20 protein-coding genes are annotated in these 25,691 nt (G+C 71.9%); 7 read left to right on the forward strand and 13 right to left on the reverse strand.

What is annotated here, in order from left to right:
• The first annotated feature begins 4 nt into the window (after positions 1-4).
• Both Q2K19_RS11300 and Q2K19_RS11305 read left to right on the forward strand, forming a co-directional pair.
• Complete coding sequence (locus Q2K19_RS11300) at positions 5-1,033, forward strand: ParB/RepB/Spo0J family partition protein (RefSeq protein WP_302770258.1); 1,029 nt, start codon at positions 5-7, stop codon at positions 1,031-1,033.
• A gap of 2,348 nt (positions 1,034-3,381) precedes the next feature.
• Positions 3,382-4,167, forward strand: coding sequence for a hypothetical protein (locus Q2K19_RS11305; protein ID WP_302770259.1), 786 nt, complete (start codon positions 3,382-3,384; stop codon positions 4,165-4,167).
• Between the two features lie 83 nt (positions 4,168-4,250).
• Here the strand turns inward: Q2K19_RS11305 and Q2K19_RS11310 are convergent, their stop codons facing one another.
• Both Q2K19_RS11310 and Q2K19_RS11315 read right to left on the reverse strand, forming a co-directional pair.
• Positions 4,251-5,249 (reverse strand): D-alanine--D-alanine ligase family protein, encoded by a 999-nt coding sequence (locus tag Q2K19_RS11310; RefSeq protein WP_302770260.1) that lies wholly within the window; start codon positions 5,247-5,249, stop codon positions 4,251-4,253.
• Between the two features lie 7 nt (positions 5,250-5,256).
• Positions 5,257-6,570: an aminotransferase-like domain-containing protein gene (locus tag Q2K19_RS11315; RefSeq protein WP_302770262.1), complete on the reverse strand. Its 1,314-nt coding sequence runs from the start codon at positions 6,568-6,570 to the stop codon at positions 5,257-5,259.
• Between the two features lie 301 nt (positions 6,571-6,871).
• Between Q2K19_RS11315 and Q2K19_RS11320 the strand changes: the two genes are divergently transcribed.
• The gene (locus Q2K19_RS11320) at positions 6,872-7,540 is read left to right on the forward strand and encodes a GNAT family protein (RefSeq protein ID WP_302770265.1); all 669 of its coding nucleotides are present in this window, start codon (positions 6,872-6,874) and stop codon (positions 7,538-7,540) included.
• Between the two features lie 19 nt (positions 7,541-7,559).
• Here the strand turns inward: Q2K19_RS11320 and Q2K19_RS11325 are convergent, their stop codons facing one another.
• The 7 genes from Q2K19_RS11325 to murJ all read right to left on the reverse strand — a co-directional run bounded on the left by Q2K19_RS11325 (position 7,560) and on the right by murJ (position 15,885).
• A complete protein-coding gene (locus Q2K19_RS11325; RefSeq protein ID WP_302770268.1) occupies positions 7,560-8,720 on the reverse strand; it encodes an N-acetylmuramoyl-L-alanine amidase in 1,161 nt (386 codons plus the stop codon).
• Between the two features lie 186 nt (positions 8,721-8,906).
• Entirely contained in the window at positions 8,907-9,230 is a 324-nt protein-coding gene (trxA, locus tag Q2K19_RS11330; protein WP_046563073.1) for a thioredoxin, read from the reverse strand.
• 39 nt (positions 9,231-9,269) lie between these two features.
• A complete protein-coding gene (gene trxB, locus Q2K19_RS11335) occupies positions 9,270-10,223 on the reverse strand; it encodes a thioredoxin-disulfide reductase (RefSeq protein ID WP_302770271.1) in 954 nt (317 codons plus the stop codon).
• Between the two features lie 180 nt (positions 10,224-10,403).
• Positions 10,404-11,399 carry a hypothetical protein gene (locus Q2K19_RS11340; protein ID WP_302770273.1) on the reverse strand — a complete coding sequence of 332 codons (996 nt, stop codon included), beginning with the start codon at positions 11,397-11,399 and terminating at the stop codon, positions 10,404-10,406.
• Positions 11,396-12,094 carry an RNA polymerase sigma factor SigM gene (sigM, locus tag Q2K19_RS11345; protein ID WP_302770275.1) on the reverse strand — a complete coding sequence of 233 codons (699 nt, stop codon included), beginning with the start codon at positions 12,092-12,094 and terminating at the stop codon, positions 11,396-11,398. Before sigM ends, Q2K19_RS11340 begins: the two co-directional genes overlap by 4 nt.
• A gap of 4 nt (positions 12,095-12,098) precedes the next feature.
• Positions 12,099-13,712, reverse strand: a complete 1,614-nt coding sequence (locus tag Q2K19_RS11350; RefSeq protein ID WP_302770277.1) for a protein kinase family protein — start codon at positions 13,710-13,712, stop codon at positions 12,099-12,101.
• Positions 13,713-14,139: 427 nt separating this feature from the next.
• A complete protein-coding gene (gene murJ / locus Q2K19_RS11355; protein WP_302770280.1) occupies positions 14,140-15,885 on the reverse strand; it encodes a murein biosynthesis integral membrane protein MurJ in 1,746 nt (581 codons plus the stop codon).
• A 129-nt stretch (positions 15,886-16,014) separates the two neighbouring features.
• Between murJ and Q2K19_RS11360 the strand changes: the two genes are divergently transcribed.
• Positions 16,015-17,475 carry a CCA tRNA nucleotidyltransferase gene (locus tag Q2K19_RS11360; RefSeq protein ID WP_302770282.1) on the forward strand — a complete coding sequence of 487 codons (1,461 nt, stop codon included), beginning with the start codon at positions 16,015-16,017 and terminating at the stop codon, positions 17,473-17,475.
• 66 nt (positions 17,476-17,541) lie between these two features.
• Here Q2K19_RS11360 and Q2K19_RS11365 read toward each other — a convergent pair whose 3' ends face one another.
• Both Q2K19_RS11365 and Q2K19_RS11370 read right to left on the reverse strand, forming a co-directional pair.
• A complete protein-coding gene (locus tag Q2K19_RS11365) occupies positions 17,542-19,038 on the reverse strand; it encodes a flotillin family protein (RefSeq protein WP_302770284.1) in 1,497 nt (498 codons plus the stop codon).
• A gap of 27 nt (positions 19,039-19,065) precedes the next feature.
• Positions 19,066-19,611 carry a hypothetical protein gene (locus tag Q2K19_RS11370; RefSeq protein WP_302770286.1) on the reverse strand — a complete coding sequence of 182 codons (546 nt, stop codon included), beginning with the start codon at positions 19,609-19,611 and terminating at the stop codon, positions 19,066-19,068.
• A gap of 105 nt (positions 19,612-19,716) precedes the next feature.
• On the opposite strand from Q2K19_RS11370, the gene Q2K19_RS11375 reads away from it, so the two are divergent.
• Positions 19,717-20,196 carry a methylated-DNA--[protein]-cysteine S-methyltransferase gene (locus Q2K19_RS11375; protein ID WP_302770288.1) on the forward strand — a complete coding sequence of 160 codons (480 nt, stop codon included), beginning with the start codon at positions 19,717-19,719 and terminating at the stop codon, positions 20,194-20,196.
• A gap of 62 nt (positions 20,197-20,258) precedes the next feature.
• Here the strand turns inward: Q2K19_RS11375 and Q2K19_RS11380 are convergent, their stop codons facing one another.
• Both Q2K19_RS11380 and Q2K19_RS11385 read right to left on the reverse strand, forming a co-directional pair.
• Positions 20,259-21,338 carry an inositol-3-phosphate synthase gene (locus tag Q2K19_RS11380; protein WP_302770291.1) on the reverse strand — a complete coding sequence of 360 codons (1,080 nt, stop codon included), beginning with the start codon at positions 21,336-21,338 and terminating at the stop codon, positions 20,259-20,261.
• A 23-nt stretch (positions 21,339-21,361) separates the two neighbouring features.
• A complete protein-coding gene (locus Q2K19_RS11385) occupies positions 21,362-22,000 on the reverse strand; it encodes a PadR family transcriptional regulator (RefSeq protein ID WP_302770294.1) in 639 nt (212 codons plus the stop codon).
• Between the two features lie 174 nt (positions 22,001-22,174).
• Here Q2K19_RS11385 and Q2K19_RS11390 point away from each other — a divergent pair, with 174 nt between their 5' ends.
• Together Q2K19_RS11390 and Q2K19_RS11395 are read left to right on the forward strand one after the other, a co-directional pair.
• Positions 22,175-22,639 (forward strand): DUF5318 domain-containing protein, encoded by a 465-nt coding sequence (locus Q2K19_RS11390; protein WP_302770297.1) that lies wholly within the window; start codon positions 22,175-22,177, stop codon positions 22,637-22,639.
• Between the two features lie 194 nt (positions 22,640-22,833).
• The gene (locus tag Q2K19_RS11395) at positions 22,834-25,644 is read left to right on the forward strand and encodes a transglycosylase domain-containing protein (protein ID WP_302770299.1); all 2,811 of its coding nucleotides are present in this window, start codon (positions 22,834-22,836) and stop codon (positions 25,642-25,644) included.
• The last annotated feature ends 47 nt before the right edge of the window (positions 25,645-25,691 follow it).

Genomic DNA, 25,691 nt, shown 5'->3' on the forward strand with positions numbered 1-25,691 from the left:
TCGCATGAAGAACCGTCCTCGCGGCGGTCTGGGCCGAGGGCTCGGTGCCCTCATCCCCACCGGTCCGGTGCCGGGCAGTGCCCCGGCGGCCGCCGATTCCGAGAGCGGTGCGGTGCCGACCGCCCCGACCACGCCCGTGGCCGGCGCGGATGCGGCCGTCATCGGGGCACCCACCCCCGCGGCCGAGCCCGAGCCCCAGCTGAGCCCGGTGCCCGGGGCGCGCTTCGCCGAGATCCCGGTCGACGCCATCGTGCCGAACCCGAAGCAGCCCCGGCAGGTCTTCGACGAGGAGGCGCTGGAGGAGCTGAAGACCTCGATCCAGGAGGTCGGCTTCCTCCAGCCGATCGTGGTGCGCCAGCTCGACGGCGAGAAGTACGAACTCGTCATGGGCGAGCGGCGCTGGCGGGCCGCCCAGGCGGTCGGGCGGGACAACATCCCCGCCATCGTCCGAGACACCAAGGACGACGCGATGCTCCGGGACGCGTTGCTGGAGAACATCCACCGGGCCAACCTCAACCCGCTGGAAGAGGCGGCCGCGTACCAGCAGCTCCTGGAGGAGTTCGGGGCGACCCACGAGGAGCTGGCCCGCCGGATCGGCCGGAGCCGGCCGCAGATCTCCAACACCATCCGCCTGATGAACCTGCCCGCCCAGGTGCAGCGGCGGGTCGCCGCCGGGGTGCTCTCCGCCGGGCACGCCCGGGCACTGCTCAGCCTCGACGATGCCGAGGCGCAGGAGCAGCTCGCCAAGCGGATCGTCGCCGAGGGCATCTCCGTACGCGCCACCGAGGAGATGGTGGCGCTGGCGCTGGCCGACGGTCCGGCGAAGACGCCCGCGGCCAAGCGCCGGCCGAAGCCGCACGCACCGGCGCTGTCGGATCTGGCGGACCGGCTCTCCGACCGGTTCGACACCCGGGTGAAGGTCGACATCGGTCGGAGTAAGGGCAAGATCACCATCGAGTTCGCGACGGTCGACGACCTGGAGCGGATCGTCGGGATCATCGGTGTGGGCCAGGAGGAGCAGCCCCAGGAATAGCGCGTTCCTCTCGTCGGCCTCGGCCGCGTCGTCCCCGCCGGACGACGCGGCCGAGTCGTGTCGGGGTCGGCCTGCTGGCGTGGCGTTGCGGTGCGCCGTGCATCCTCGGCTTCTAGCGGCCTTCTCCGGGGCTCTCCGGGTTGGATGCCTGTTCGGGGGCGGCCCGATCCTGCCGACCGCTCTACGGGCTTTTGAGAGTGTCCGCTGCCGCTGTCAACGCAGGGGCTGCCGCTCGTTCGGCTCAGTCTGGCCCGCTGTGCCGCCGCCCCGCCCGGCCTTCTTTCACGTGAAACGGCTGGTGCGCCGCCCTTGTCGCTGCGGGGCGCCGACTCTGGTTTCACGTGAAACGGGAGCAGATGGCGAGGGCGGGGAGAGCCGCTGGGGGCTGGCTCGCGGGCCGGCCTCGGACGACGAAGGCCCCTGGGCCACATCTCTCTCCCTGCCTCGGGCGCCCACTGGCGCAGTAGGGGCGAGGAGGGTCACTCCGCGCCCGGCCGTTCCCCTGTGAAGCCAACCCCGACGCAGCGGCTGTTCTGTCGAGCGGAGGGCCGCCCGGAGCGGACGACCGGGCGGAGTGGCAGCGGCGGGTGGGATGCCGAGGTGGGGCGCGTCCCGGCTTCCTGGCACCTGGCCGTTGTCCAGAGGCGGGACCGGCCCTTGGCCTCCTTTCGGGCGGCGGCGCGCTGATGCGCCTCCTGCGTCCGGTCGCCTGACTCGGCAGCGCGTCCCGGTCGATCCCTCTAGGTCCTGTTGGGCCGCAGCTTAATTCGGCCGTGCGGCTCGAAGTCGTCGCGTCCCGGGTTGGTCAACGGAAGCACCTCCCCAGGGCCGCACGGCACCGGCGCCAGGTTGAGGAGAGGGAAGCCGGACGCCGGGTGAGCCGCGCCTAGCCACCACCGCACGGCCCCGGCTCAGCCGGATTGCTGCGGGCCTCGCTCCGACTCGCCACGGCCGCACGCGCGACGGCCGCACGCGACGGCGGCACGGGGGCGACGGCGGCACGGCGGCACGGTAAAACAGCGCGAAGGCGGGCGCGCGCGAGACAGTGAGCGTGCTCGACGGTGGGGCCACGGGGGTGGGCCTGGGCGACGATGGTGCCGCCACGGTGGGCCCGCCCGACAGTGGCTCTTCAAACGACGCGATGAGCCTGAGTTCGACGCTGAGGGACTGGTCGCCGAGGAGGGATGGAGGCGACGTCGCGAACTGCTTCCTCGAACCGATTTGGCGGCCTGCTCGGCCTCCATGCGCTCGGGCCTCCCACTGCCGTGTTGATCACCCGCCCCCCCGCTCCGGACGCCGACCCGCCGCGCGCCCGAGGTGAGCCGCCGCCGTTTCACGTGAAACGGCAGAGCAAGGCCGGGCGCCACCTACCGCCGTTGCCCGCTGGCCATGCCGAGCCATTTGCGGACGCGCCACTTCCATCTCCACCCCCGAAGCCGGAGCGGGGCCGGCACCGCGCCGGCCGGCCCGCCGGCGCGGTGTGTGCCTCATCGGCAGCGGCGGACGGTCGGCACCGCCGTGACGCATCCCCATCCCCGCCCGAGATTCAGGGGCCCGCCGTGCGCGCCCAGGCGCCGTGGAATCGAGACGGAGTCCCGACTCACGCGCGCTCTTGGCGGCGGACGGGCATGCGGCTGGCACCGAAGTGGGCGCTCGCTCAGCGCAGGGTCACTCCGACCCAGCCGCCCCTCCACGCCCGCCGGGCTCCGGCAACGCGACGCAGACCCATCCGGGCCGAACTTTCCACCCGGGGCGAGGTGTTCCGCGGCCTGGGTGACCGGTCCGCCGACCCAACGTCAACCCGGCCGGCCTGAAGGCTGGGCGAAGCCCTGCCGTCGGCCCGCCGCCCGAAGGCTGAGCCCGCGTCGAGCGCGACTGTGCGCATCCTGGCTCCGCCGCGCGGGCCGTCCCCGCTCAGGAAGCAGGGGCGCCGAACTGAGACGACCGCAGGAGACGTCACCGTTCGAGGCCAGGAATGGCCGACCCCAGAAGCCCAACCCTCGACGATGCGACGGCGACTCAAGCCGGCAGAGAGATCGCTATAGCCGGCCGGAGGGCCAGTGCCGATCGGCGGCTCGCTCGTTAGGGAGAAGGGGGCGGCGTCCGGTGGATAACTCCAGCGGACGCCCCGGCACGTTATCCACAGTTGTTTTCCACAGGGCCCCCTCGTTTCACGTGAAACAGCGCTGCGAAAGCCTTGCTGACCTGTGGATGACGCGGTGTGCTGGCGAGCTGATCGGCCTGTGGACAACGCGGTGGACAACCAGCTTGCCGAGCCAGCCGGATACTGGCGAACAACGATGAAACAGGTAGGGACAGGCGTCGCCGACTCGGTTAGGGTCAGCGTCGTGCAGGACACCCCTCCTTCAGTCCCGGACTTCACCCAGTGGCCCTCCTTCCCCTTCGAGGGCGACCTCCGTGTCAAGCAACTCGACGAGCCGGTGCCGGTCGAACCTCCCCGTCGGGGGGAGGGAAACCGCGAGTGCACCGCCTGCAACGCGTCCGACGAGGCGTACATCTGGGTCGGTGAGCGGTGGCGGGTACGTGCGATGGACCGCCCCACGGGCCTGCCGATGGTGCTGATCCTCGAGTCCCGTTCCCACCTCGATCTCGGTGACCTGCCCAACCTGCTGGCCGCCGAACTGGGCGTGATGACCGTCCGGCTGGAACGTGCCATCCGGTCGCTGGACGGCGTCGCCCGGGTGCACGTGAACAGGTGGGGCGACGGCTCCGCGCACCTGCACATGTGGTTCCTGGCGCGGCCGTACGGGCGGCTGCAACTGCGGGGCACGTTCCTGTCCCTGTGGGACTCGATCCTGCCACCCATCTCCGAGTCGCAGTGGCGGGAGAACCTCGCCCTGGTCGCGGCCTGGCTGGCCGAGTTCGGCGGCCGCCCGCTGGCCGAGCCGCCGCGCATCCAGTGGCAGGCGCCGTCCAGCCTCTCCGCCGCGCCCAGCGGTGGCGCGGAGGACGCGGAGGAGGAGGCCGTCTCGGTGATCGAGGCGGCCGAGGAGATTCCGGAGCCGGAGGAAGCGGAGAAGCCGGAGGATGCCGAGCCGGCCGAAGACGCCGAGCAGCCCACGGCAGCGGAACAGTCGACGGCGGAGCCCAGGACCGCGCCCTCCGCCGGCTGAGGCCGGCACCGCGTCCTGAGCCCCGGCGCGGCGGGCCGGGGCCGACGAGGCGGCCTGAGGGCCGGGACGGGCGGTGGGTGGCGTTACAGGCGGCGGGCGGCGGCCCGGCTCACCAGCGAGCCGAGCACCCGGCCGAAGTCCAGCCCGGCCGCCTGCACGGCCAGCGGCAGGAGCGACGTCTCCGTCATCCCCGGGGAGACGTTCACCTCGAGCACGTGCGGCTGCCCGGACGCGTCGACGATCAGGTCGACTCGGGAGAGGTCGCGCAGGCCGAGCGCGTTGTGCGCGGCGAGCGCCACGTCGGACACCCGCTCCGCCGTCTCCTGGTCGAGACGGGCCGGCGCGTGCCAGGTGGTGCGGCCGGCGGTGTAGCGGGCCGCGTAGTCGTAGACCCCGTTCCGGGGCACGATCTCGACCGGCGGCAGCGCCTCCGGTCCGTCGCCCAGGTCGACCACGGACACCGCCACGTCCATGCCGGGCACGTAGCGCTCCACCAGCGCCGTCTGGTCGTACGCGAAACAGCCGACCATCGCGGCCGGCAGCGACGCCGCGTCCCGGACCACGGCGGCGCCCAGCCCGGAGCCGCCCTGCGCCGGCTTCACCATCAGGGGCAGGCCGAGCCGGTCGGCGATCCGGTCCAGCACGGCGACTGCACCCAGTTCGGAGAAGCGGTCGTGTGGCAGGGCCACCCAGTCGGGGGTGGGGATGCCGGCCTCGCGCAGCACGGCCTTCGCCGAGGGCTTGTCCCAGGCGAGCCGGGAGGCACGCGCGTCGCAGCCGACGTACTGGATGTCGCAGAGGTCGAGGACCCCGCGCAGCGAGCCGTCCTCACCGGTGGCGCCGTGCAGGGCGATCACCACCGCGTCCGGCGGGTCGGCGGCCAGCGCCGGCAGCAGGGCCACGTCCGCGTCCCGCAGCTCGGCGTCCATCCCGACCGCGCGCAGCGCGTCGAGCACGCGCCGGCCGGACCGCAGGGAGACGTCCCGCTCGTACGAGAGTCCGCCGGCGAGCACCAGCACGTGCAGCTCGTCGGTGGCGGCGGGGTCGGTCACGGAATCGTGGGCGGCAGGGCTGACGGCCATGCGGGAATCATGCCAAGTCGGGACCGGGCGCGTCCGCGCCGCCCTGCCGGCGTCGCGGCCCGGCGCCGCCGACCGCCCCGAAGACCTTCCGCATGGCGATCTCCTGCTCCATCACGCCGGCCAGCCGGCGGATGCCCTCGCGGATCCGCTCCGGCGCCGGGAAGGAAAAGTTGAGCCGCATGTTGCCGCCGCCGACGCCGTCGGCGTAGAAGCCGGTGCCCGGCACGTACGCGACCCGGGCGGCGATGGCCCGCGGCATCATCGCCTTGGAGTCGAGCCCGTCCGGCAGGGTCGCCCAGACGAAGAGGCCGCCCCCGGGGGTGGTCCAGCTGGTGCCTTCCGGCATCAGGTCCGCCAGCGCGGCGAGCATCGCGTCGCGGCGCTCCCGGTAGACCTCCCGGTAGACCTTCAGCTGCTGCCGCCAGGGCATGGTGCCGAGGTAGGTCGACACGGCGGCCTGGGCGTATCCGCTGGGGCAGAGGATCTGCGCCTCGCTGGCGATGACCAGCTTGTCGCGGACCGCGTGCGGGGCGAGGATCCAGCCGACCCGCAGGCCCGGGGCGAAGGTCTTGGAGAAGGTGCTGAGGTAGAAGACCCCGTCGCGGCGCCGGGCCCGCAGCGGCGCGGGCGCGTCGCCCTCGAAACCGAGCTGACCGTACGGGTCGTCCTCGACCACCAGCAGGCCGGCGCGCTCACAGATGTCGAGCACCCGCTCGCGCCGCTCCTCGCTGAGGGTCACGCCGGTCGGGTTCTGGTAGGTGGGGATGGTGTAGAGGAACTTCACCCGCCGGCCGGCCCGGGCCAGGTCGGCGAGGGCCGTCTCCAGGGCCTCCGGGATCAGCCCGTCGCCGTCCATCGGCACGTGCACCACCTGGGCCTGGGCGGCCTGGAACACCCCGAGTGCGCCGACGTAGGTCGGGCCCTCGGCGAGCACCACGTCCCCCGGGTCCAGGAAGAGCCGGGCCACCAGATCGAGCGCCTGCTGGCCGCCGACGGTGACCACCACGTCCTCCGGCGAGGCGCCGCAGGACGCGTCGATGCCGGAGAGGGACATCACCTCGCAGATCCGCTCGCGCAGCTCCAGGGTGCCCTGGCCGATGCCGTACTGGAGGGTGGTCGCGCCGTGCTCGGCGCCGAGCCGGCCGAGCATCTCGCCGACAGCGTCGAGCGGCAGCGCCGCGATGTACGGTGCCCCACCGGCGAGCGAGACCACCTCCGGCCGGCTGGCCACCGCGAAGAGCGCCCGGATCTCGGAGGCGGTCATCCCCCGGACCCGGCGGGCGTACCGGTCGGTGTAGTCGTCGAGCGTCGTGCCGGTCATGACATCACCTCGATCGGGTGTCGGCGGGGCTGCCGCCCGCTGTGGTACCCGCAATGCCGGCAACCATGGCGGCGCGGGAGGCCGGTTGGTCGATCGTAGTCCGCCCCCACCAGCACCGGACCCACCGTGTGGGTACGTCCACATCCCGGACCGGCCGGTCCCCGGAGCGGGTGGCGGTTCGCGCGTCCTCTCCCGGACCGCCGGTCGGCGGCGTACGATCGCTCGTCGGGGGCCAAGGGGAAGGCGGCGGCGTGAGCACCGCGGTGGTTTCCGCTCCGAGCCAATTGGTGGGGATGCGCTGATGTCGCGACGTCTGGTCAATCTGACCCTCGACACCCTCGAGGATCTGCCCCGCCCGTGCCGCCAGTGCGTCTACTGGGAGCTGGACCCGGTCTCGGCCGACCGGGCGTGCGCCGCCGGTGACCCCGGGCTGGAGAAGGAGGCCTGGGTCTCCCAGACCCTCCTGGAATGGGGCTCCTGCGGCAAGCTCGCGTACGTCGACGGCATGCCGGCCGGTTTCGTCATGTACGCCCCGCCCGCGTACGTCCCGCGCTCGATGGCCTTTCCCACCTCGCCGGTCTCCGCGGACGCCGCGCTGCTGATGACCGCCACGGTGGTGCCCGCCTTCGCCGGCGGTGGCCTGGGCCGGATGCTGGTCCAGGGCGTGGCCCGGGACCTGACCAAGCGCGGCATCAAGGCGATCGAGGCGTTCGGGGACGCCAAGTTCGGCGACGGCGGCGAGGACGACCCGACCCGGGCCTGCGTCGCGCCGGCCGACTTCTTCCTCTCCGTGGGCTTCAAGACCGTCCGGCCGCACCCCCGTTACCCACGGCTGCGGCTGGAGCTGCGCACCGCGCTGAGCTGGAAGTCCGACGTCGAGTACGCGCTGGAGAAGCTGCTCGGCTCGATGAGCCCGGAGACGCTGCTCCGCCCGGTCCGCCCCGCCCCGGCCACGCGCGCGCTGAGCTGACCGGCCCGACGGGGTCGGCTCAGTCCACCACCGTGCCGGCGGCGACGACCGCGCGGAGCTCGCTCACGTCGATCGAGCCGGTGGGGACGTCACGCTCGATCGGGAAGTACATCCGCTGCACGGCGGCCACGATCGCCTCGACCACCTTGTCCCGGAACCGCGGGTCGACCAGCCGGCCCCGGTCCTCCGGGGAGGTCAGGTAGCCCACCTCGACGCGGACGGCGGGCATCTTCGTCAGCCGCAGCAGGTCCCACGCCTTGGCGTGGCTGCGGCAGTCCCGCAGCCCGGTCCGGGCCACGATCTCCCGCTGCACCAGCCCGGCCAGTCGCTCTCCGGTGGCCGAGGTGACGCCGTTGTCGGTGCCGTAGTGGTAGGTGGCCACCCCGTCCGCCGCCGGGTTGGCGTGCCCGTCGGTGTGCAGCGAGATGAAGACGTCCGCGCCCAGCGCGTTGGCCAGCTGGGCCCGCTCGGCGTCCGGCAGGCAGGTGCGCGGGGACGGGCCGCGGGTGAGCTGCACCCGCACGCCGGCCGCGGCGAGCCGCCCCTCGAGCCGGCTGGCCAGGTCGTAGACGATGTCCGCCTCGGTCCAGCGCAGCGGGCCGTCGGGCACCACCTCGCCCGGGTCGGTGCCGCCGTGCCCGGGGTCGATCACCACCGTCCGGCCGACCAGGGTGGGCCCGGCCTGACGGATGGCGTCGGACTCGCGCAGCCACTGCGGGCGGCCGCCGACCACCTTCCGGCCGAGGCGGCGCAGCGCGTTCACGGTGTACGGGCCGCACACCCCGTCCGGCTTCAGCCCCATCTCCCGCTGGAACTGGGCGACCGCCCGGGAGGTGCGGATGCCGTAGATGGCGTCGGCCCGGCCGGCGTCGTACCCCATCTCCAGCAGGCGTTCCTGGAGCGACCGGACGTCCTCGCCGAGCAGCGGCTCGGGGACGGCGTGGTAGAGGGTGCGGGCACCGAGCCGCCAGCGGGCCGCGTCCAGCGCCCGCCAGGTCTCCGCGCCGACCAGCCCGTCCACGCTGAGACCACGGGACTGCTGGAACGCCCGGACGGCCCGTTCGGTCTCGGCGTCGAACTCGTCTCCGTGCCGGCCGGACGAGAGCAGGTCGAGGCCGGTGAGGACGGTGCGGATCTCGGCCACCGCGGCTCCCCGGTCACCGGGTCGGATCGGACGCACGACGACCCCCTCTGCACGGACGCTGGCTGGCCGGAGACTCCGACGGAGGTGCTCCCCTCGCGGGGGACGCCTACGGAGCGTACCGTGACCGGTCACCGAGCGGCTCCAGGTTCGCCCACGTCAGGAAAGCCGGAACCCCCGCCGCCCGGGGTGGGACGACGGGGGTTCCGCAGGTTGTCGGTCGGCTCAGAGCGCCGACTCGATGAGCTTGACCAGCTCGCCCTTCGGCTTGGCGCCGGCGATGGACTGCACCGGCTCGCCGTTCTTGAAGATGGTGAGGGTCGGCACGGACATCACCCGGTAGGCGCGGGCGGTCTCGGGGTTCTCGTCGATGTTGAGCTTGACGATGCTGACCTGGTCGCCCATCTCACCGGCGATCTCCTCGAGCAGCGGCGAGACCTTGCGGCACGGCCCGCACCACTCCGCCCAGAAGTCGACCAGGACCGGCTTGTCGGACTTGAGCACGTCACTCGCGAAGCTCGCGTCGGTGACCGCCTTGGTGGCTCCCACTATGAACCCCTCCTCCGGGAAAGTGTTTGTGAAGATTTTTCAGCTTTGCAGGGTGGCGATGAAGCGCTCGGCGTCGAGGGCGGCGGCACAGCCCGTGCCGGCCGCGGTGATCGCCTGCCGGTAGGTGTGGTCCACCACGTCACCGGCGGCGAAGACACCCGGGATGCTGGTCCGGGTGCTCGGCGCCTGCACCTTCACGTACCCCTCGTCGTCGAGTTCCACCTGGTCGCGGAAGAGTTCACTGCGCGGGTCGTGGCCGATCGCCACGAAAACCCCCGTGACATCGAGCACCTTGCTCTCGCCGGTGTGCACGTTACGGACCCGGACGCCGCTGACCTTGCCGTCGTCGCCGAGGATCTCCTCGATGACGGTGTTCCACTCAACCTTGATCTTGTCGTTGCCCAGCGCCCGCTGAGCCATGATCTTGCTGGCCCGGAACGAGTCCCGGCGGTGGAGGATGGTCACCGACTCGGCGAACCGGGTGAGGAAGCTGGCCTCCTCCATCGCCGAGTCGCCGCCGCCCACCACCACGATGTGCTGGTTGCGGAAGAAGAAGCCGTCGCAGGTGGCGCAGGACGACACGCCGTGGCCCAGGTACTCCTGCTCGCCCGGCACGCCCAGCGGGCGCCAGGCGGAGCCGGTGGAGAGGATGACCGCCTTGGCCCGGTAGGCCGTCTCGCCCACCCAGACGGTGTTGATCGCGTTCGAGCCCACCTCGCCGGTGTCCGTCAGCTCGACCCGCGTCACGTCGTCGGTCAGGAACTCGGCACCGAACCGCTCGGCCTGCTTGCGCATGTTGTCCATCAGCTCGGGGCCGAGAATGCCGTCCGCGAAACCGGGGAAGTTCTCCACCTCGGTGGTGGTCATCAGCGCACCACCGGACTGCACGCCCTCGATGACGAGCGGATTGAGGTTGGCGCGCGCGGCATAGACCGCCGCCGTGTAACCGGCCGGCCCGGAGCCGATGATGATCAGGTTGCGGACCTCGTCCACTGCCGTCTCCCGATGTGTGTGTTCGTCACCGGCGCGCACCGATGTCGATCCCGAGTGCCGACGGCTCTAGCGGCGCCGGCGCCTGACTTTCAGAACGTCATCGTACGAAGCGGGGATTCCCGATCCGGTCGTCCGGTGGGTCACGTCACGCGGGACGGCAGCCGGCCGGTGGCCGCGACCTCACCCTACCCGGGTGCGGAAGCGGGTGTCCGCGCCGGAGCCGGGCACGCCGCACTCCGGCCCGCTCACCCACGCCCACCGTACGCCGCCCGGGTCGACGAAGGTCACGACCAGGGCAGGCTGCCCCTGGAACGTCGCGTAGTCGATGACATCGACGGTGACCTTGCTTGGGCCGTGCTCGGCGCTGATCGCCTCGAGGCAGGAGTCCAACGCCTCCGGGCGGGTGAGCCGGTCCAATCCGATCGGGGCCGAGAGTCGTTCGTTCTCCGGAGGCGCCCCGCCGGGCGTCTCCTCGATGCCGCCGGCCTTCGTGGGAGCCGAGAACGAGGAGCCGCCGGAGAGCTTCTCCGGCGTGTAGTCGGTGCCGCTCTGCCGAGCCGGTGCGGTCGTCCGGTAGGGCGCGGTGGCGCTCCGCGGGGCCGCCCCGTTCTCCGCCCGACCGTCGGCCGCGGTCACACCCGTGCCGCCGTTGCCCACGCCGACGAGGTGGCTGACGCCGAGCCCGACCACGCCGATCGAGGCGGCCGCCAGGGCGACCGGCCCGGCGATGCGGGCCCACCGCCGCGAACGGCGGCGCGGCCCGGTGTTCGGCCGGGGGCCACCCGCCGGCCGGGCGGCCCCACCGGTCCGTCGGGGGGTCGGCTGGGCGGGCACGACGGCCGCCGTCGCCGGGGCAGGGTCGCGGTCGTGGGCCGGCTCGGAGACGTCGAGCGGGGCGTCGCCGGAGGTCGGGGCCGGTCCGGCGCCGGCCAACGCCGCCGTGATCCGGTCCGCCACGGTCGGCGGCAACTCCGGCACGGCGGCGGCGGCCCAGTCGGCCAGGTCGGCGTGGACCAGGTCCACCGCCTGCACCAGCACGGCGTACGCCTCGGCCCAGGCGGGGTCCTCGTCGATCAGCCGCGCGACGGTGGCCTGCTTGGGGGTGCCGTCCAGCGCCCCGCCGACGTAGTCGGCGAGCAGGTCGTGGTCGACCGCGCTGAACTCCCGGGCAGTCACGTCTCCTCCTGACTGGCGTCCCGCCGGGACCACCCCGACCCCGATCCGACGCCCTCGGGCGGCCGTGGGTTCCCCCCGGTGACCGGGCGCACGCCCGTCCCCTCGTCGGAGCCGGTACGCAGGTGCCCGAGGAGCACGGCCAGCCGGGCCCGGCCCCGGGCGCAGCGGCTCTTCACCGTCCCCTCGGCGACCCCGAGAATCCGGGCCACCTCGGCCACCGGGTAGCCCTGGACGTCCACCAGCACCAGCGCGGCCCGCTGCTCGGCCGGCAGCGCGGCGAGCGCCTGCCGGACCACCAGCGCGGTGTCGTGGTCGTGGGCCGGGGCGGCCGGCTCCACCCCGCCGGTGTGCCGGCCGGGTTCCCCGTCGGTGTGCACGCCGTCCGGCAGCGGCACCGTGGCGTGCGTCTGCCGCCGCCGCATCCGGTCCACGCAGGCGTTCACCACGATCCGGTGCAGCCAGGTGGTGACCGCCGAGTCACCCCGGAACCGGGCGGCCGCGCGGTGCGCGGAGAGCAGGGCGTCCTGGAGGGCGTCCGCCGCTTCCTCACGATCGCCGAGGGTACGCAGGGCCACCGCCCAGAGGCGGTCCCGGTGCCGGTGGAACAGCTCGGTGAAGGCGTCCCGGTCGCCGGCGACGTGCGCCCGCAGCAGGTCCAGGTCGGACCCGCCGGCCACCGGGCCGTCCCCGGTCACCGGTTCACGAGCCCTGGACCGTGATTTCCTGGACACCGATCTTGTAGCCGCTGCCGTCGTCCTTCTTCGGCAGCTCGGTGATCCAGAAGAGCAGGTACTGGTACTTCTGCTCCGGGTCGAAACCGTCGAACGTCATCTTGACGCCGTCGTGCTCCTCGATCGGCTGCCCGATCGCGGTCTTGTAGGCCGTGAAGAGCTGCTTGTCACCCGAGGAGGTGGACGGGAACTCGGCGCTGCCGGCGACCAGCCTGGCCGAGGCGCCGGGGGCGGAGAGCACCGCCTGCAGCGACTTGACGGTGTGCGGGGAGCCCAGGTCGATCCAGACCCCCATGCCGCGCTTGAAGTTGCCGAAGTTGGCCTTGGTGTAGGTGTCGGTCTCCCAGCCCTCGTCGAAGCTGCCGTCGATCACCTTCTCGGCGTCGCCCAGCTCGTCACGGCTCCGGCTGTCCGGGTCGATGATCCGGACGTCCTCCACGTGCAGCTGGCGGACCGCCGGCGCGGCCGGGGTGGCGTCGTTGGACGCGGGGGCGCTGCTGGAGGGGCGGGCCACCGGCTCGGGGTTTTCGCCCTTGTCGTCGCCGCCCAGCGCGCTGATCCCGATGAGCAGCCCGACCAGGGCCACCGCCAGCAGGCCGGCGATGCCCAGGGTGACCTTGCGCCCGCCGGTGGAGGCCAGCGGCGAGGGCTCGTCCCCGGTGTCGGCGGTGAAGCGCAGCGGGCCGGCCTGCTCCAGGAAGTGCTCGTCGGCCGGGATGTCCAGCCGGCTCAGCTCCGCCGCGAGCACGTCCGACGACGGCGGGGCGATCTCCGGGTCGAGCAGGTCCATGGTGAGGTCGTCCAGGTACGCCGGCACCCCGGCGCGCACCTGGCGGGGGGCGGCGATGGCGCCGCTGGCGTCGCGGACCGCGTCCGGGAGGGCGGCCCGGCCGTGGCCGGCGGTGGCGCCGTGCAGCGGGGCCTCGCCGTGCGGCCAGTGACCGGTCAGCGCGAAGTAGAGCACCCCGCCGACCGCCCGGACGTCGTTCTCCTGGCTGTCCGCGCCGTCGGTGCGGGCGTCGGCCAGCACCACCCGGCCGTCATCGCTGATCATGGCCGTGCCGGGGTGGACGTTGCCGTGCACCATGCCCGTGGCGTGCACCGCGGCGAGGGCGCTGGCGACGGCGTTGCCGATGGCGGTCGCCCGGGCCGGGTCCAGCGGCCCGTCCTCGGCCACCAGCTCGCGCAGGGACTGGCCGTCCACCCACTCGCGGACCACGTACGCCCGGTCGGCCTCGTCGATCGCGTCGTAGACGCCGACCAGGTTCGGGTGGATCACCCGGCTGGCCGCCACGGCGGCCTGGAGCATCTCGGTGGCGGAGTCGCCACCCGGGTAGCGGAGGACCACCGCGACGGGACGGCGCAGCACGACGTCGACCCCGCGCCAGACCAGCCGGCCCGCGCTGTCGTTGTTGATGTGCTCGACCAGCTCGTACCGCTCGGCAAGGACCTCACCGGCCGTGGGAGCACCGAAGGTCATGACCGGAGGTGCACTTTCCTCCGCCTCCTGACCCTCGCCGACCTGGGTCACCCGTCCTCCCTCGGTGATCGTGTCGATCGATGGACCCGTGCTGCTGGGCATGTGGCTTCCCGCTCTGCCTTCGAAGGAACCGGCAGACCGGTGTAGACGCCCGCGTCGACACCTGCCGTACCCGTCGAGAGCGACCTTACCCGGGATGCCCGGTTCTCCGACATGTCATCTTCCCGCCGCAACCGCCGGTACGCCAGTGACCACGGCGCCCGGCCGGGCCTCGGCCGGGTCCTGCCTCGTCACTGACGACACGCTCCAGCCAATCTAGAGGTTGACGGCAAGTAGTCGGCGCAGGGGCGCACCGGTGTGGCGGCCGCGCGACCTGTCTGCAGGTTCCTCCGGTCGGGTCAACCAGCCCTCGTACTTACGGTTGGTTGTCCACAGGCCGAGGGGCTGCACTGGGCGGTGAAAGCCGGAGTTATCCACAGCCGTATCCCCAGGCTGGTGATCCTCGTTCACCGTCCGTCATCGCGGCCGGTCAGCGGCCAAGCCGGCGGCGCACCATGCCGACCACCTCGGTGATCTCGCCGATCCGCAGCACCATGGCCAGCCCGAGGTACGTCGCGCCGATCACGGCGCCGCCGATCACCAGTTGGACGGCGGCGGCGAGCCAGCTCAGGTTCGCCGGATCGCCGGGCAGCAGCTTGACCACCAGCAGGCCGACCAGGGCCGCGCCCAGCGCGGCGACGACCACCCGGCCCATGGTCCGCATGATGCCGCCCAGCCCGATCCGGCCGACCCGGGGCCGCAGCAGCAGCGCCGAGATCACCGCCGCCGCGACGTACGAGATGGCGTTGCCGAGCATCATCCCGGCCGCCGCGAAGGTGGCCGAGAAGGCGAGGAAGAGGCCGACCTGGAGGATCACCCGGAGCACCACCACCGGGATGTTGACCAGTGCCGGCGTCCGGGTGTCCGGCAGCGCGTAGAAGGCGAAGGTGAAGAGCTGGCTGATCGCGAACGGCACCAGGCCGACCGCCGCCACCAGCAGCACGGTCGAGGTGGCCACCGCGTTCTCCCCGGTGAAAGCGCCGTACCGGAAGATCACCACGGCGATCGGGCCGGCCAGCACCGCGTAGCAGACGGCGACCGGGGCGAGGACCGCGGTGACCATCCGGGTGCCCCGGGACAGGTCGGCGGTGACGTCGCGGAACCGGCCCTCGGCGGCGGCGGCGCTCATCCGGGGCATCAGCGCGGTGATGATCGAGACGGCGATGATGCCGTGCGCCATCATCAGCAGCAGGAAAACGTTGTTGTAGATCAGCAGGCCGGCGTTCGCGTTCTTTCCGCTGGCCGCCCGCGTGAGCAGGTTGACCACCACGAAGAGGCCGAGCTGGTTGACCCCCACGTAGCAGAACATCCAGCCGCCGAGCCGGGCCAGCTCGCGCAGGCCCAGTTCGCGGAAGTCGAAGCGCCACTTCCACCGGAAGCCGACCTTGCGCAGCGCCGGCAGCAGGCCGGCGGCCTGCACCGCCACGCCGAGCAGGGTGCCGCCGCCGACCAGCAGGATCCGCCCGGCGGTCATCTGGTCCGGCCGGAGCGCTTTGGCCCCGTAGACCCCGATGTAGAGGCCGAGGACGCCGACGACCACCAGGTTGTTGAGGATCGGTGCCCACATCGGGGCGGCGAAGTGCCCCCGGGTGTTCAGCACCGCCGCGATCAGCGCGCTCACGCCGGTGAAGAAGAGCATCGGCAGCATCAGGTAGGACAGGTCGTTGACCAGTCCGGTGTACGCGGCGTCCTTGCCGCTGGCGTAGATCGCGGTGATGACCGGGGCGAGGATCACCGCGATCAGGGCGGCGGCGGCCAGGGCGAGCACGGCCAGGCTGAGCAGCCGCTGGGCGTACGCCTCGCCCCGGTCCGGGTCGGTCTTGCGGCGGCGGACCAGCACCGGGATCAGCACGCTGGTGAGCACCCCACCGAGCAGGAACTCGTACACCTGGTTCGGCAGGAACTGGGCGGTGGTGTACGCGTTGCCGACCGCGTTGCCGAGGGCGGCGCCGATCATCAGGTTGCGGACGAAGCCGGTACCCCGGCTGACCAGGCTGCCGATCGCCATCACCGCGCTGTTCGCGGCGGCGCTGGTCTCCGCGACCACCTCCTGCGGCGGCGCCGTGGCCTCGACGCCCGGCTGGTTCAGCGGCTCGGCGGAGATGAAGGTCGCCTCGTCGTCCGGCGGCTGGCCGCCGCCGTGCGCGTTGGCGCTGCGGTAGAGCCCGCCGCTCATCTCCAGCCTCCAAGGGGTACGTCGGAGCCGGACGTCCGGGCCCGCACACCCGAGACACTAGCCAACCTCGACCGCGTACCCGCGCCCGGCGCAGTTCCACCCGTCGAGGCCCGATAGGCTGGCGATCCCATGTCCGAAGCCTCCGCATCCCACGCCGCCGACCGCCGTGAGCTGACCACCGCCCAGCGCAACGCCGTCGCCGAACTGCTCCGCGTCTCGCCGGTCGCCGACGAGCTGGGCCGGCGCTTCGCCAGGGCCGGTCACGAACTGCACCTGGTGGGCGGCTCCGTCCGGGACGCGCTGCTCGGCCGCCTCGGGCACGATCTCGACTTCTGCACCGACGCCCACCCCGACCAGACGCTGGCGGTCATCCGGGGCTGGGCCGAGTCGATCTGGGAGACCGGGCGGGAGTTCGGCACCATCGCCTGCCAGCGCGACGGGCTCACCCTGGAGATCACCACCTTCCGCGCCGAGGCGTACGACCAGGTGAGCCGGAACCCGATCGTCGAGTACGGCACCAGCCTGGTCGACGACCTGAAGCGCCGGGACTTCACCGTCAACGCGATGGCGGTCAGCGTCCCCGAGCATCGGTTCACCGACCCGTACGGCGGCCTGGCCGACCTGGCCGCCAAGGTCATCCGTACCCCGGGCACGCCCCGCGAGTCCTTCGGTGACGACCCGCTGCGGATGCTGCGCGCGGCCCGGTTCGCCGCCCAGCTCCGCTTCACGGTCCACCCGGACGTCCGCGAGGCGATGACCCGGATGGCCGCCGACCTGGACCGGATCACCGCCGAGCGGATCCGGGACGAGTTCACCAAGCTGCTCTGCGGCGCCGATCCGGTCACCGGGCTGCGGCTGCTGGTCGACACCGGGCTGGCCGAGCACTTCCTGCCCGAGCTGATCGGGCTGAAGCTGGAGATCGACGAGCACGCCCAGCACAAGGACGTCTACGAGCACACGCTGACCGTGGTCAGCAACGCCGTGTCGATGGAGGAGGACGGCTGCGACTTCGTGCTGCGGATGGCCGCCCTGATGCACGACGTCGGCAAGCCGGCCACCAAGGCCGTCGGCGCGGACGCCCGGGTCAGCTTCCACCACCACGAGGTGGTGGGCGCCCGGCTGACCAAGGCCCGGATGAAGGCGCTGCGCTACCCCAAGGACGTCACCGCGCAGGTGGTCAAGCTGGTCGGCCTGCACCTGCGCTTCTACGGGTACGGCCGGGGCGAGTGGACCGACTCGGCGGTGCGCCGGTACGTCACCGACGCCGGTGACCTGCTGCCCCGCCTGCACAAGCTGACCCGGTCGGACTGCACCACCCGCAACCGGCGCAAGGCGGCCCAGCTCGCCGCCGACTACGACGCGCTGGAGGAGCGGATCTCCCGGATCGCCGCCGAGGAGGACCTGGCCCGGGTCCGCCCCGACCTGGACGGCAACGCGATCATGGAGCTGCTCGGCGTACCGCCGGGGCCGATCGTGGGGAAGGCCTGGCAGCACCTCAAGGAGCTGCGGCTGGAGCGCGGCCCGCTGGACCGAGCGGAGGCCGAGGCGGAACTGCTGCGCTGGGCCCGGGAGCAGGGCATTCCCTCCTGACCACGGTTGAGAAGGCCCCCCGGTACAACGCCAGGCGTTAACCGGGGGGCCTTCCTCACCTGCCGGTCAGGCGTCGACGGCCGGCTTGGTGGCGCCGTTGCGGTGCGCCCCGCCCAGCTTGGCGAGCAGGCCGGCCAGGTCGATGCCGGTGAGGTCGCTGCCGAGCTGGAGGCCCTGCGCCACGTTCCCGGCCACCGACTTCGTCAGCGAGGACGCACCGTCGGTCGAGATCACCGTCATCTTGTCGATGGCACCGATCGGGGCGCTGGCCGCCTCGACCACCTGCGGCAGCACCTTGACCAGCAGGTCCAGCACCGCCGCCTCGCCGTACGCGGCGAACGCCTCGGCCTTGCGGGCCATCGCCTCTGCCTCGGCCTGCCCCTTGGCCAGGGTGGCCGCGGCCTCGGCCTGGCCCTCGCGCTCGATCGCCTCGGCGATCGCGCTGCGCCGGCGCTGCTCGGCCTCACCCTCCTTGGCGCCCTCGATCGCGTTCGCCTCGGCCAGCGCGGCCCGGCGGGCCCGCTCGCCCTCACCGGTGAGCCGGGCCTGCTCGGCGGCGGCCTGGGCGGCGGCGATGGTGGCCTGCCGCTGCGCGTCGGCGGTGAGCACCGCCGCGTTGCGGGACGCCTCGGCCTCCTGCTCGACCTTGTAGCGGGCCGCGTCGGCCGGCTTGCGCACCTCGGTGTCGAGCTGGCGCTGCTTCAGCTCGGCGTTCCGCTCGGCCACCTTCTGCTGCTCGGTGAGGATCGCCTGGTCCCGCTCCGCCTGGGCGAGCGGGCCGGCCGCCGCCGACTTCGCCTTGGCCGCGTCGATCTCCGCCTGGATGGCGGCCTGCTTGAGCGCCAGGTTCCGGTTCGCCTCGGCGATGGCCTCCTCGGCGAGCAGCCGCTCCTGCTCGGCCTGTTGCCGGGCCCGCGCCTCGGCGATGGCGGCGTCCTTGAGCACCCGGGCCGCCTCCGGCCGACCCAGGTCCTGCAGGTACGAGCCCTCGGCCAGGATGTCCTGGAGCTGGAAGGTGTCCAGCACCAGGCCCTGGTTGGTCATCGAGTGCTCGGCCTCCTCGGCGACCGCGCTGGCGAACGCCGCCCGGTCCCGGATGATCTCCTCGACGGTGAGCCGGCCGACGATCGAGCGGAGGGCACCGGCCAGCACCTCCCGGGTGAAGTTGTCGATCTCGTCCTGCTGGTGCAGGAACCGCTGGGCGGAGGCGCGGATCGCGTCCTCCGTGCCGCCGACCTTGACGATCGCCACGCCGTGCAGCTCGGTGCGGATGCCCTGCTTGCTCACCGCGCCCTTGATGCCGACGTCGATCCGGCGGCTGGACAGGTCGAGCGACTGGAGCTTCTGCACCACCGGCAGGACGAAGACCGAGGCGCCGAGCACGACCTTCTGCCCGGACATGTCGGTGGAGCGGCCGCCGTCGGCGGTCTGGGTGGTGCGGCCCTTGCGGCCGGTGACGATGAACGCCTCGTTCGGGCCGGCCACCTTGATCCGGGAGAGCACGAAGAGGACGAGGAGGACGGCGAGGAGGACCGCGCCGCCGATGGCGACGAGCAGGGGCATGGGAGTTCCCGTCTGTGCGAAGGGGGTTCAGTAGGTCTCGACGTGCACGCTGGTCTCGCTGAGGGCTTCGACCACGAAGATCCGGGCGCCGACCGGCAGCGGACGGTCGGCGCGGGCGTTGAGCTTGACCGGCTGGCCGGCCAGGCGGATCCGGACCTCGCCGTAGCCCTCGGCGGGGACCGGGGTGACCACCAGGCCGGTCGCGCCGACCAGGTGGTCGCGGGTGGGGGTGGCGTCGGTGCGCATGTTCCGGGCCGCCCGGCTGAGCCGGGCCGCCAGCCACGCGGTGGGCGCCGCGGCGAGCGCGCCGCCGGCCGCCGCCGCCGCGATCATCCCCGGGGTACGCCCACCGACCAGTTCGTTGACGATCGCGGCGCCGAAGCCGAACGCGCCGGCGAATCCGGCGACCGCCTCCAGCGACACCGGACCGTCGACGTCCGGATGGCCGATGTGGAGCAGTCCTCCGCCGACCAGGGCGAGGGCCAGCACCCCGACCCCCGCCCCGCCGATGATCAGAAAGATGAGCGTCCCCGTGGCCACGACCTGCACGGTATCGACATCGTGCAACGTCACGGGCCGGCCGAACGGTCAGCGTGGCGCGACGGTCCACCCAAGATCGACCAGCTCGCTACCCGGGCGGTGCGGACTTCGTCGCACCGCGGGAGAAGAATGGGAACCATGCGTTGGACCGTGCTCGACTCGCCGATCGGGGAGTTCTCCGTCGCCACGGACGGCGAGGCCGTCCGTGCGGCGCACTTCGGCCGGGTGGAGTCGGCCACCGAGCAGCCCGGCGACGCGGTGGCCGGCCGGGCGCTGGCCGAGCTGCGTGCCTACTTCGCCGGGGAGCTGACCGAGTTCACCGTGCCGGTCGGGGTGACGCGCGGGTCGGAGTTCGAGCGCGCGGTGTGGCGGGAGATGACCCGCATCCCCTACGGCGAGACGCTCACCTACGGCGAGGTGGCGAAGGCGGTCGGTGACCCGGGGGCGGCCCGGGCGGTCGGGGTGGCCTGCAACCGCAACCCGGTGCCGGTGATCGTGCCCTGCCACCGGATCGTCGGGGCGGGCGGCAAGCTGGTCGGCTTCGGCGGCGGGCTGCCGCGGAAGGTGACGCTGCTGGAACTCGAAGCGGCGGTGGCGCTCCAGCGCGCCTGGTCCTGACGTAGGCCGACGAAAGAGGCCGGGTCCGCACGGACCCGGCCTCTTTCCTACGTGTCAGCGCGTCAGCGCTCGACCTCGCCCTTGATGAACGCCTCGACGGCGGCGTGCGCGTCGTGGTCGGCGTACTGCTTCGGCGGGGACTTCATGAAGTACGAGGAGGCGGAGAGGATCGGGCCACCGATCTTCCGGTCCAGTGCGATCTTCGCGGCCCGGACGGCGTCGATGATGACACCGGCCGAGTTCGGCGAGTCCCACACCTCGAGCTTGAGCTCGGCGTTGAGCGGGGTGTCACCGAAGGAACGGCCCTCCAGGCGGATGTACGCCCACTTGCGGTCGTCGAGCCACGGCACGTGGTCGGACGGCCCGATGTGCACGTCGCTCTTCTGCATCTCGTGCGGGATCTGGGAGGTCACCGACTGGGTCTTCGAGATCTTCTTGGAGACCAGGCGGTTGCGCTCCAGCATGTTCATGAAGTCCATGTTGCCGCCGAAGTTGAGCTGGTACGTGCGCAGCAGCTCGACCCCGCGGTCCTCGAAGAGCTTCGCCAGGGCGCGGTGCACGATGGTGGCGCCCACCTGGCTCTTGATGTCGTCACCGACGATCGGCAGGCCCGCGTCCTCGAACTTCTTCGCCCACTCCGGGTCGGAGGCGATGAAGACCGGCAGGGCGTTCACGAACGCGCAGCCGGCGTCGATCGCGGCCTGGGCGTAGAACTTGTCGGCCTGCTCGGAGCCGACCGGCAGGTAGGAGACGACCACGTCGACCTGCGCGTCGCGCAGCGCCTGCGCCACGTCGACCGGCTCCGAGTCCGACTCTTCGATGATCTCGCGGTAGTACTGGCCGAGACCGTCGAAGGTCGGGCCGCGCTGCACGGTGACGCCGGTCGGCGGCACGTCGCACAGCTTGATGGTGTTGTTCTCGCTGGCCACGATGGCCTCGGCGAGGTCCATGCCCACCTTCTTGGCGTCCACGTCGAACGCCGCGACGAACTTCACGTCCGAGACGTGGTAGTCGCCGAAGGTGACGTGCATGAGACCCGGGACGCGGTCGTTCGGGTCGGCGTTCCGGTAGTACTCCACGCCCTGCACGAGGGACGAGGCGCAGTTACCCACACCGACGATGGCGACGCGGACGGAGCCCATAGCGTCTGCCTCCTTCTTCTTCATCACGGCCGCTCTTTCCTGGACTCTCCAGGCGGGGGCGGGCTGTCGTTATCTCGTCGGCCGCCGGCCGTCCCGGGTTCCGGGACCGTCGGGGCTCGGCCGGAGCGCTCGTTGGCGATGAGCTCCTCCAGCCAGCGGACCTCGCGCTCACAGGCGTCGAGCCCGTGGCGTTGCAGTTCCAGCGTGTACGCGTCGAGCCGCTCGGCTGCCCGGCCGAGCACATCACGAAGGCCTTCGCGACGTTCCTCGATCTTCCGACGGCGACCTTCCAGGATCCGGAGCCGGGTGGCCTGGTCGGTCCGGGCGAAGAACGCGAAGTGCACTCCGAAGCCCGTGTCGTCGTACGTCTCGGGCCCAGCCTGCGCTATGAGCTGGGCGAAGCGTTCCTTGCCCTCCGCGGTAATGGTGTAGACCACGCGACCGCGTCGGCTCGTCAGGGCGGGAACCTCCTCGGCGGTCGCGGGTGTCTCGGCGGCTTCGGTGATCCATCCCGCCGCCTGCAGCCGGCGCAGGGTCGGGTAGAGCGAGCCGTAGCTGATCGCCGCCCGGATCGCGCCGAGCTTGGCGGTCAACTCCTTGCGCAGCTCGTAGCCGTGCATCGGAGCCTCCTGCAGGAGGCCGAGGATGGCGAACTCGAGCACGGGCCACCCCTTCTTACCCCCGGCGCGGAGCCGTAACCGCCGCGATGTATCGGACCGATACATCGCACGTTAGCGGAGACCGATGATCAGGGCAAACCCCCGGTTTCGAGAAGGTGTCATCACGGATCGTGACGGTGGTCGCCTCGTCCCGCCGGACCGCGTACCCTTTGCCGCATGCGTACGCAGCGCCAGGTCGTCGACTACTCGCTCCAGAAGCGAGCGGTGCTGCGTGAGCTCCTCGCCGGCCGGACCGGTACGTACGACGTCTGCGACGCCTCGCCGTACCTGAAGAACGCCGCTCGCTTCCATGGCGAGCCGACCGAGGAACGCTGCCCGATCTGTCGCAGCGAGAACCTCATCCACGTCCACTACATTTACGGAGACGAACTCAAGCAGTCCGCCGGCCAGGCGCGTACCCGGGCCGAGTTGCCCGTCCTGGCGATGACGCTGCGTGAGTTCCAGGTCTTCGTGGTGGAGGTGTGCCCCGGGTGTGCCTGGAACCATCTCGTCGAGCAGTACCTGCTCGGCCGGGACGGGCTGGCCGGCGGCGCGGAGGACGGGTCGGAGCAGGAGGCGGTGAGCGGCTCGTCCGCGCCGGCAGGTTCGACCCCTCGTCGAAGGCGAGAGGCGCAACGGTGAATTCGGCTGTCCCGGTCGGCCCCCGCTCCTCCGGCGGGTGGCATACCCGACAGCTGCCAAGTCTGATTGGTCCGATTAGCTCGGATTTGACGGCTGCGCCCCGGCACGCCCAGGGTGTAGCGTCTCGTGTTCCATCTCACGGCAACCCGGTGGCGGCGCGACCGCGCCCCACCGCGACCGGCAGGGTGTGAGGAATGAACTACGGCGATCCCAGTTCTTCGCGTGGGCGGGCCCAGATCCCGGGCCCGAACGGTGACCCCGGTTCCGGAGGGAGCCCGCGCGGGAACGGTTGGTCATCCGGGTCGGAGCACGGTGCCTCGGCCCGCGCCTCCGCGACGCCGCGTGGCGGATCGGGCGGGCGCGCCTCCGTCGGCGGTTCCGCCCCGGCACCGCACGGCGCCGCCGGCTCCGCCTCGGTCGGTCGAGCCGGCCCGGGCCGCGCCTCGGTGCCCGTCTCGCCGGCCCCCGGTGGCGCCTCCGGCCGAGCCGGTGCCGGCCGCGCCTCGGTTCCGGTCTCCCCGGCAGGTCCCGCCGGGCGCGCATCGGTCGGTGCGGCCAGCGTGGGTACGGCTGGCCGGGCGAGCGTCGGCTCGGCGGCCGTCGGCGGCCGGGCCACGGTGGCCCGTGCCGGTGTCCCCGGCATGGCGGGCGGCGGTCCGGGTGGCCCCGGTGGCCCGAGCGGCCCGGGCCGGGGTGGTCGCGGCGGTCGCGGTGACGACCCGAACGCGGCGGCCCGCGCGAAGAAGCGCCGCCGGATCAACATCCTGATCGCCGGCTTCGCGGTCTTCATCATGCTCGCCGGCATCGGCGTGGTCGGCTTCACCTGGTACTCGACCAACGTCATCCTCCCCGAGGACACCATCCCGCCGCTGTCGACCACCATCTACGACAACACCGGCAAGGTCGCCATCGCCAAGATCGGCGACCAGAACCGGCAGCTGGTCACCATCAACCAGATCCCGGAGTGGGTCCAGCACGCGGTGGCCGCCGCCGAGGACCGCAACTTCTACCGGCACTCCGGGGTGGACTACAAGGGCATCGTCCGGGCCGCCTGGAACAACTTCACCGGCGGCGACAAGCAGGGTGCCTCGACCATCACCCAGCAGTACGCCCGCAACGCTTTCGACAACCTCAACCAGGACACGTACGGGCGCAAGGTGAAGGAGGCGATCCTCGCCTCCAAGCTGAACGACAAGTACGACAAGCCGACGATCATGCAGCACTACCTGAACGTCGTCTATTTCGGCCGCGGCGCGTACGGCATCCAGGCGGCGGCGCAGACCTACTTCAACAAGGACGTGTCCAAGCTGACCGTGGCGGAGGCCGCGGTGCTCGCTGCGGTGATCAAGCAGCCCGAGCCGAGCGCGACGCACCGTGGCTACGACCCGGCAATCAACCCGGAGGCCGCGCTGGACCGGTGGAACTACGTCATCAACGGCATGATCGCCGAGAAGTGGCTGGATGCGCCCAACATGCCGACGCACCCCACCGAGTACCCGACGAAGACCCTCAAGAAGCCCACCAAGAACAACGGCGCGGACTTCGGCGTCAACACGCCGTACGGCAACGTGATCAACTACGTCTCGCAGGAAATGCGCGAGATGAACCTGTGCACGAGCGATGAGGCCGCGGCCACTCCGGAGAAGCCGCTCTGCTCGCAGGCGTTGAGCCGGGGCGGTTACCGGGTCACCACCACCATCGACACGAAGACGCAGGAGGCGGCGCTCGACGCGGCCCAGCGGGCCAGGAAGGGCTCCGAGCTCTACAAGCAGCCGGGGAACCTGATGGCGGCTGTGGTGTCCATCGACCCCAGGAACGGTGAGGTACGCGCGTACTACGGCGGTGACAACGGCACCGGCACGGACTTTGCCGGCAAGAACGTCGATGGCGGTGTGGTCAGCGGTGGTCACTCCCCGGGTTCGAGCTTCAAGATCTATACCCTGGCAGCGGCGCTCGAGAATGACATCTCCATCAAGTCACGCTGGAAGGGCAAGTCGTTCAAGCCAGAGGGCTTCGATAATCCGATCAGCAACGCCGGCCACGACGCCTCCTGTGGCGACTCCTGCACCCTTGAGCAGTCGACACTGAAGTCACTCAACGTGCCGTTCTACTACATCACCGAGCAGATCGGCCCGGACAAGGTGCTCGACATGGCCAAGAAGGCCGGTGTCACGATGATGTGGGGCGACAACCCGGTGAAGGAATACGACCTCACCAAGGCCGACCCGAAGAAGCTGGCGCCAGCGCCCTTCTACCACGTGCTCGGCTACGGCCAGTACCCGATCACCGTGCTGGACCACGCCAATGGCGTCGCCACCTTCGCCAACCGTGGTGTCTACAACAAGGCGCACTTCGTCAAGAAGGTGCAGAAGCAGGACCCGAAAACGGGCAAGTGGGTGACGGTCGGCGGTGCCACGCTGAAGCCGCAGCAGCGGATCAGGAAGGACGTCGTCGCGGACGTCACCTCGGTGCTGGAAAAGTACCCGGCCGCCGTCAACCGTCGGCTCGACGACGGCCGCAAGGCCGCCGAGAAGACCGGTACCTGGGAGCTCGGCGACCCGAAGCAGCCCTTGGCCAACGGTGACGCCTGGATGATCGGCTACACGCCGCAGCTCGCCACCGCCGTCTGGGTCGGCAACAAGGATAATCGCAAGGCGATCAAGGACAAGAACGGCAACAACATCAGCGGCGCCAGCATGCCGGGCGCCATCTTCCAGCGCTTCATGAACGAGGCTCTCAAGGGCCAGGAGAAGATGGACTTCCCGGACGCTGCGCACGTCGGCAAGGACGACACCGGCAACGGTGAGATGCCGCAGCCCGAGCCGACGTTCCCGCCGCAGCAGCCGGGCTGCGACCCGCTCGGCCTGTTCTGCCCGGGCGGCGGTAACAACGGCGGCAACACCGGACCGGGCACCCCGACCGACCCCCGTGGGCCGGGCGGCGGCGGCAACGGCGGCACCGGTGGGGGCATCCTGCCCAGCGAGCCACCACGCCAGACGTACTGACGGCAGCGCCGGACGGCGGCGGTCGGGCCCCTTGGCCCGGCCGCCGT

The organism is Micromonospora sp. NBRC 110009, assembly GCF_030518795.1.
Classification (GTDB): Bacteria; Actinomycetota; Actinomycetes; order Mycobacteriales; family Micromonosporaceae; genus Micromonospora.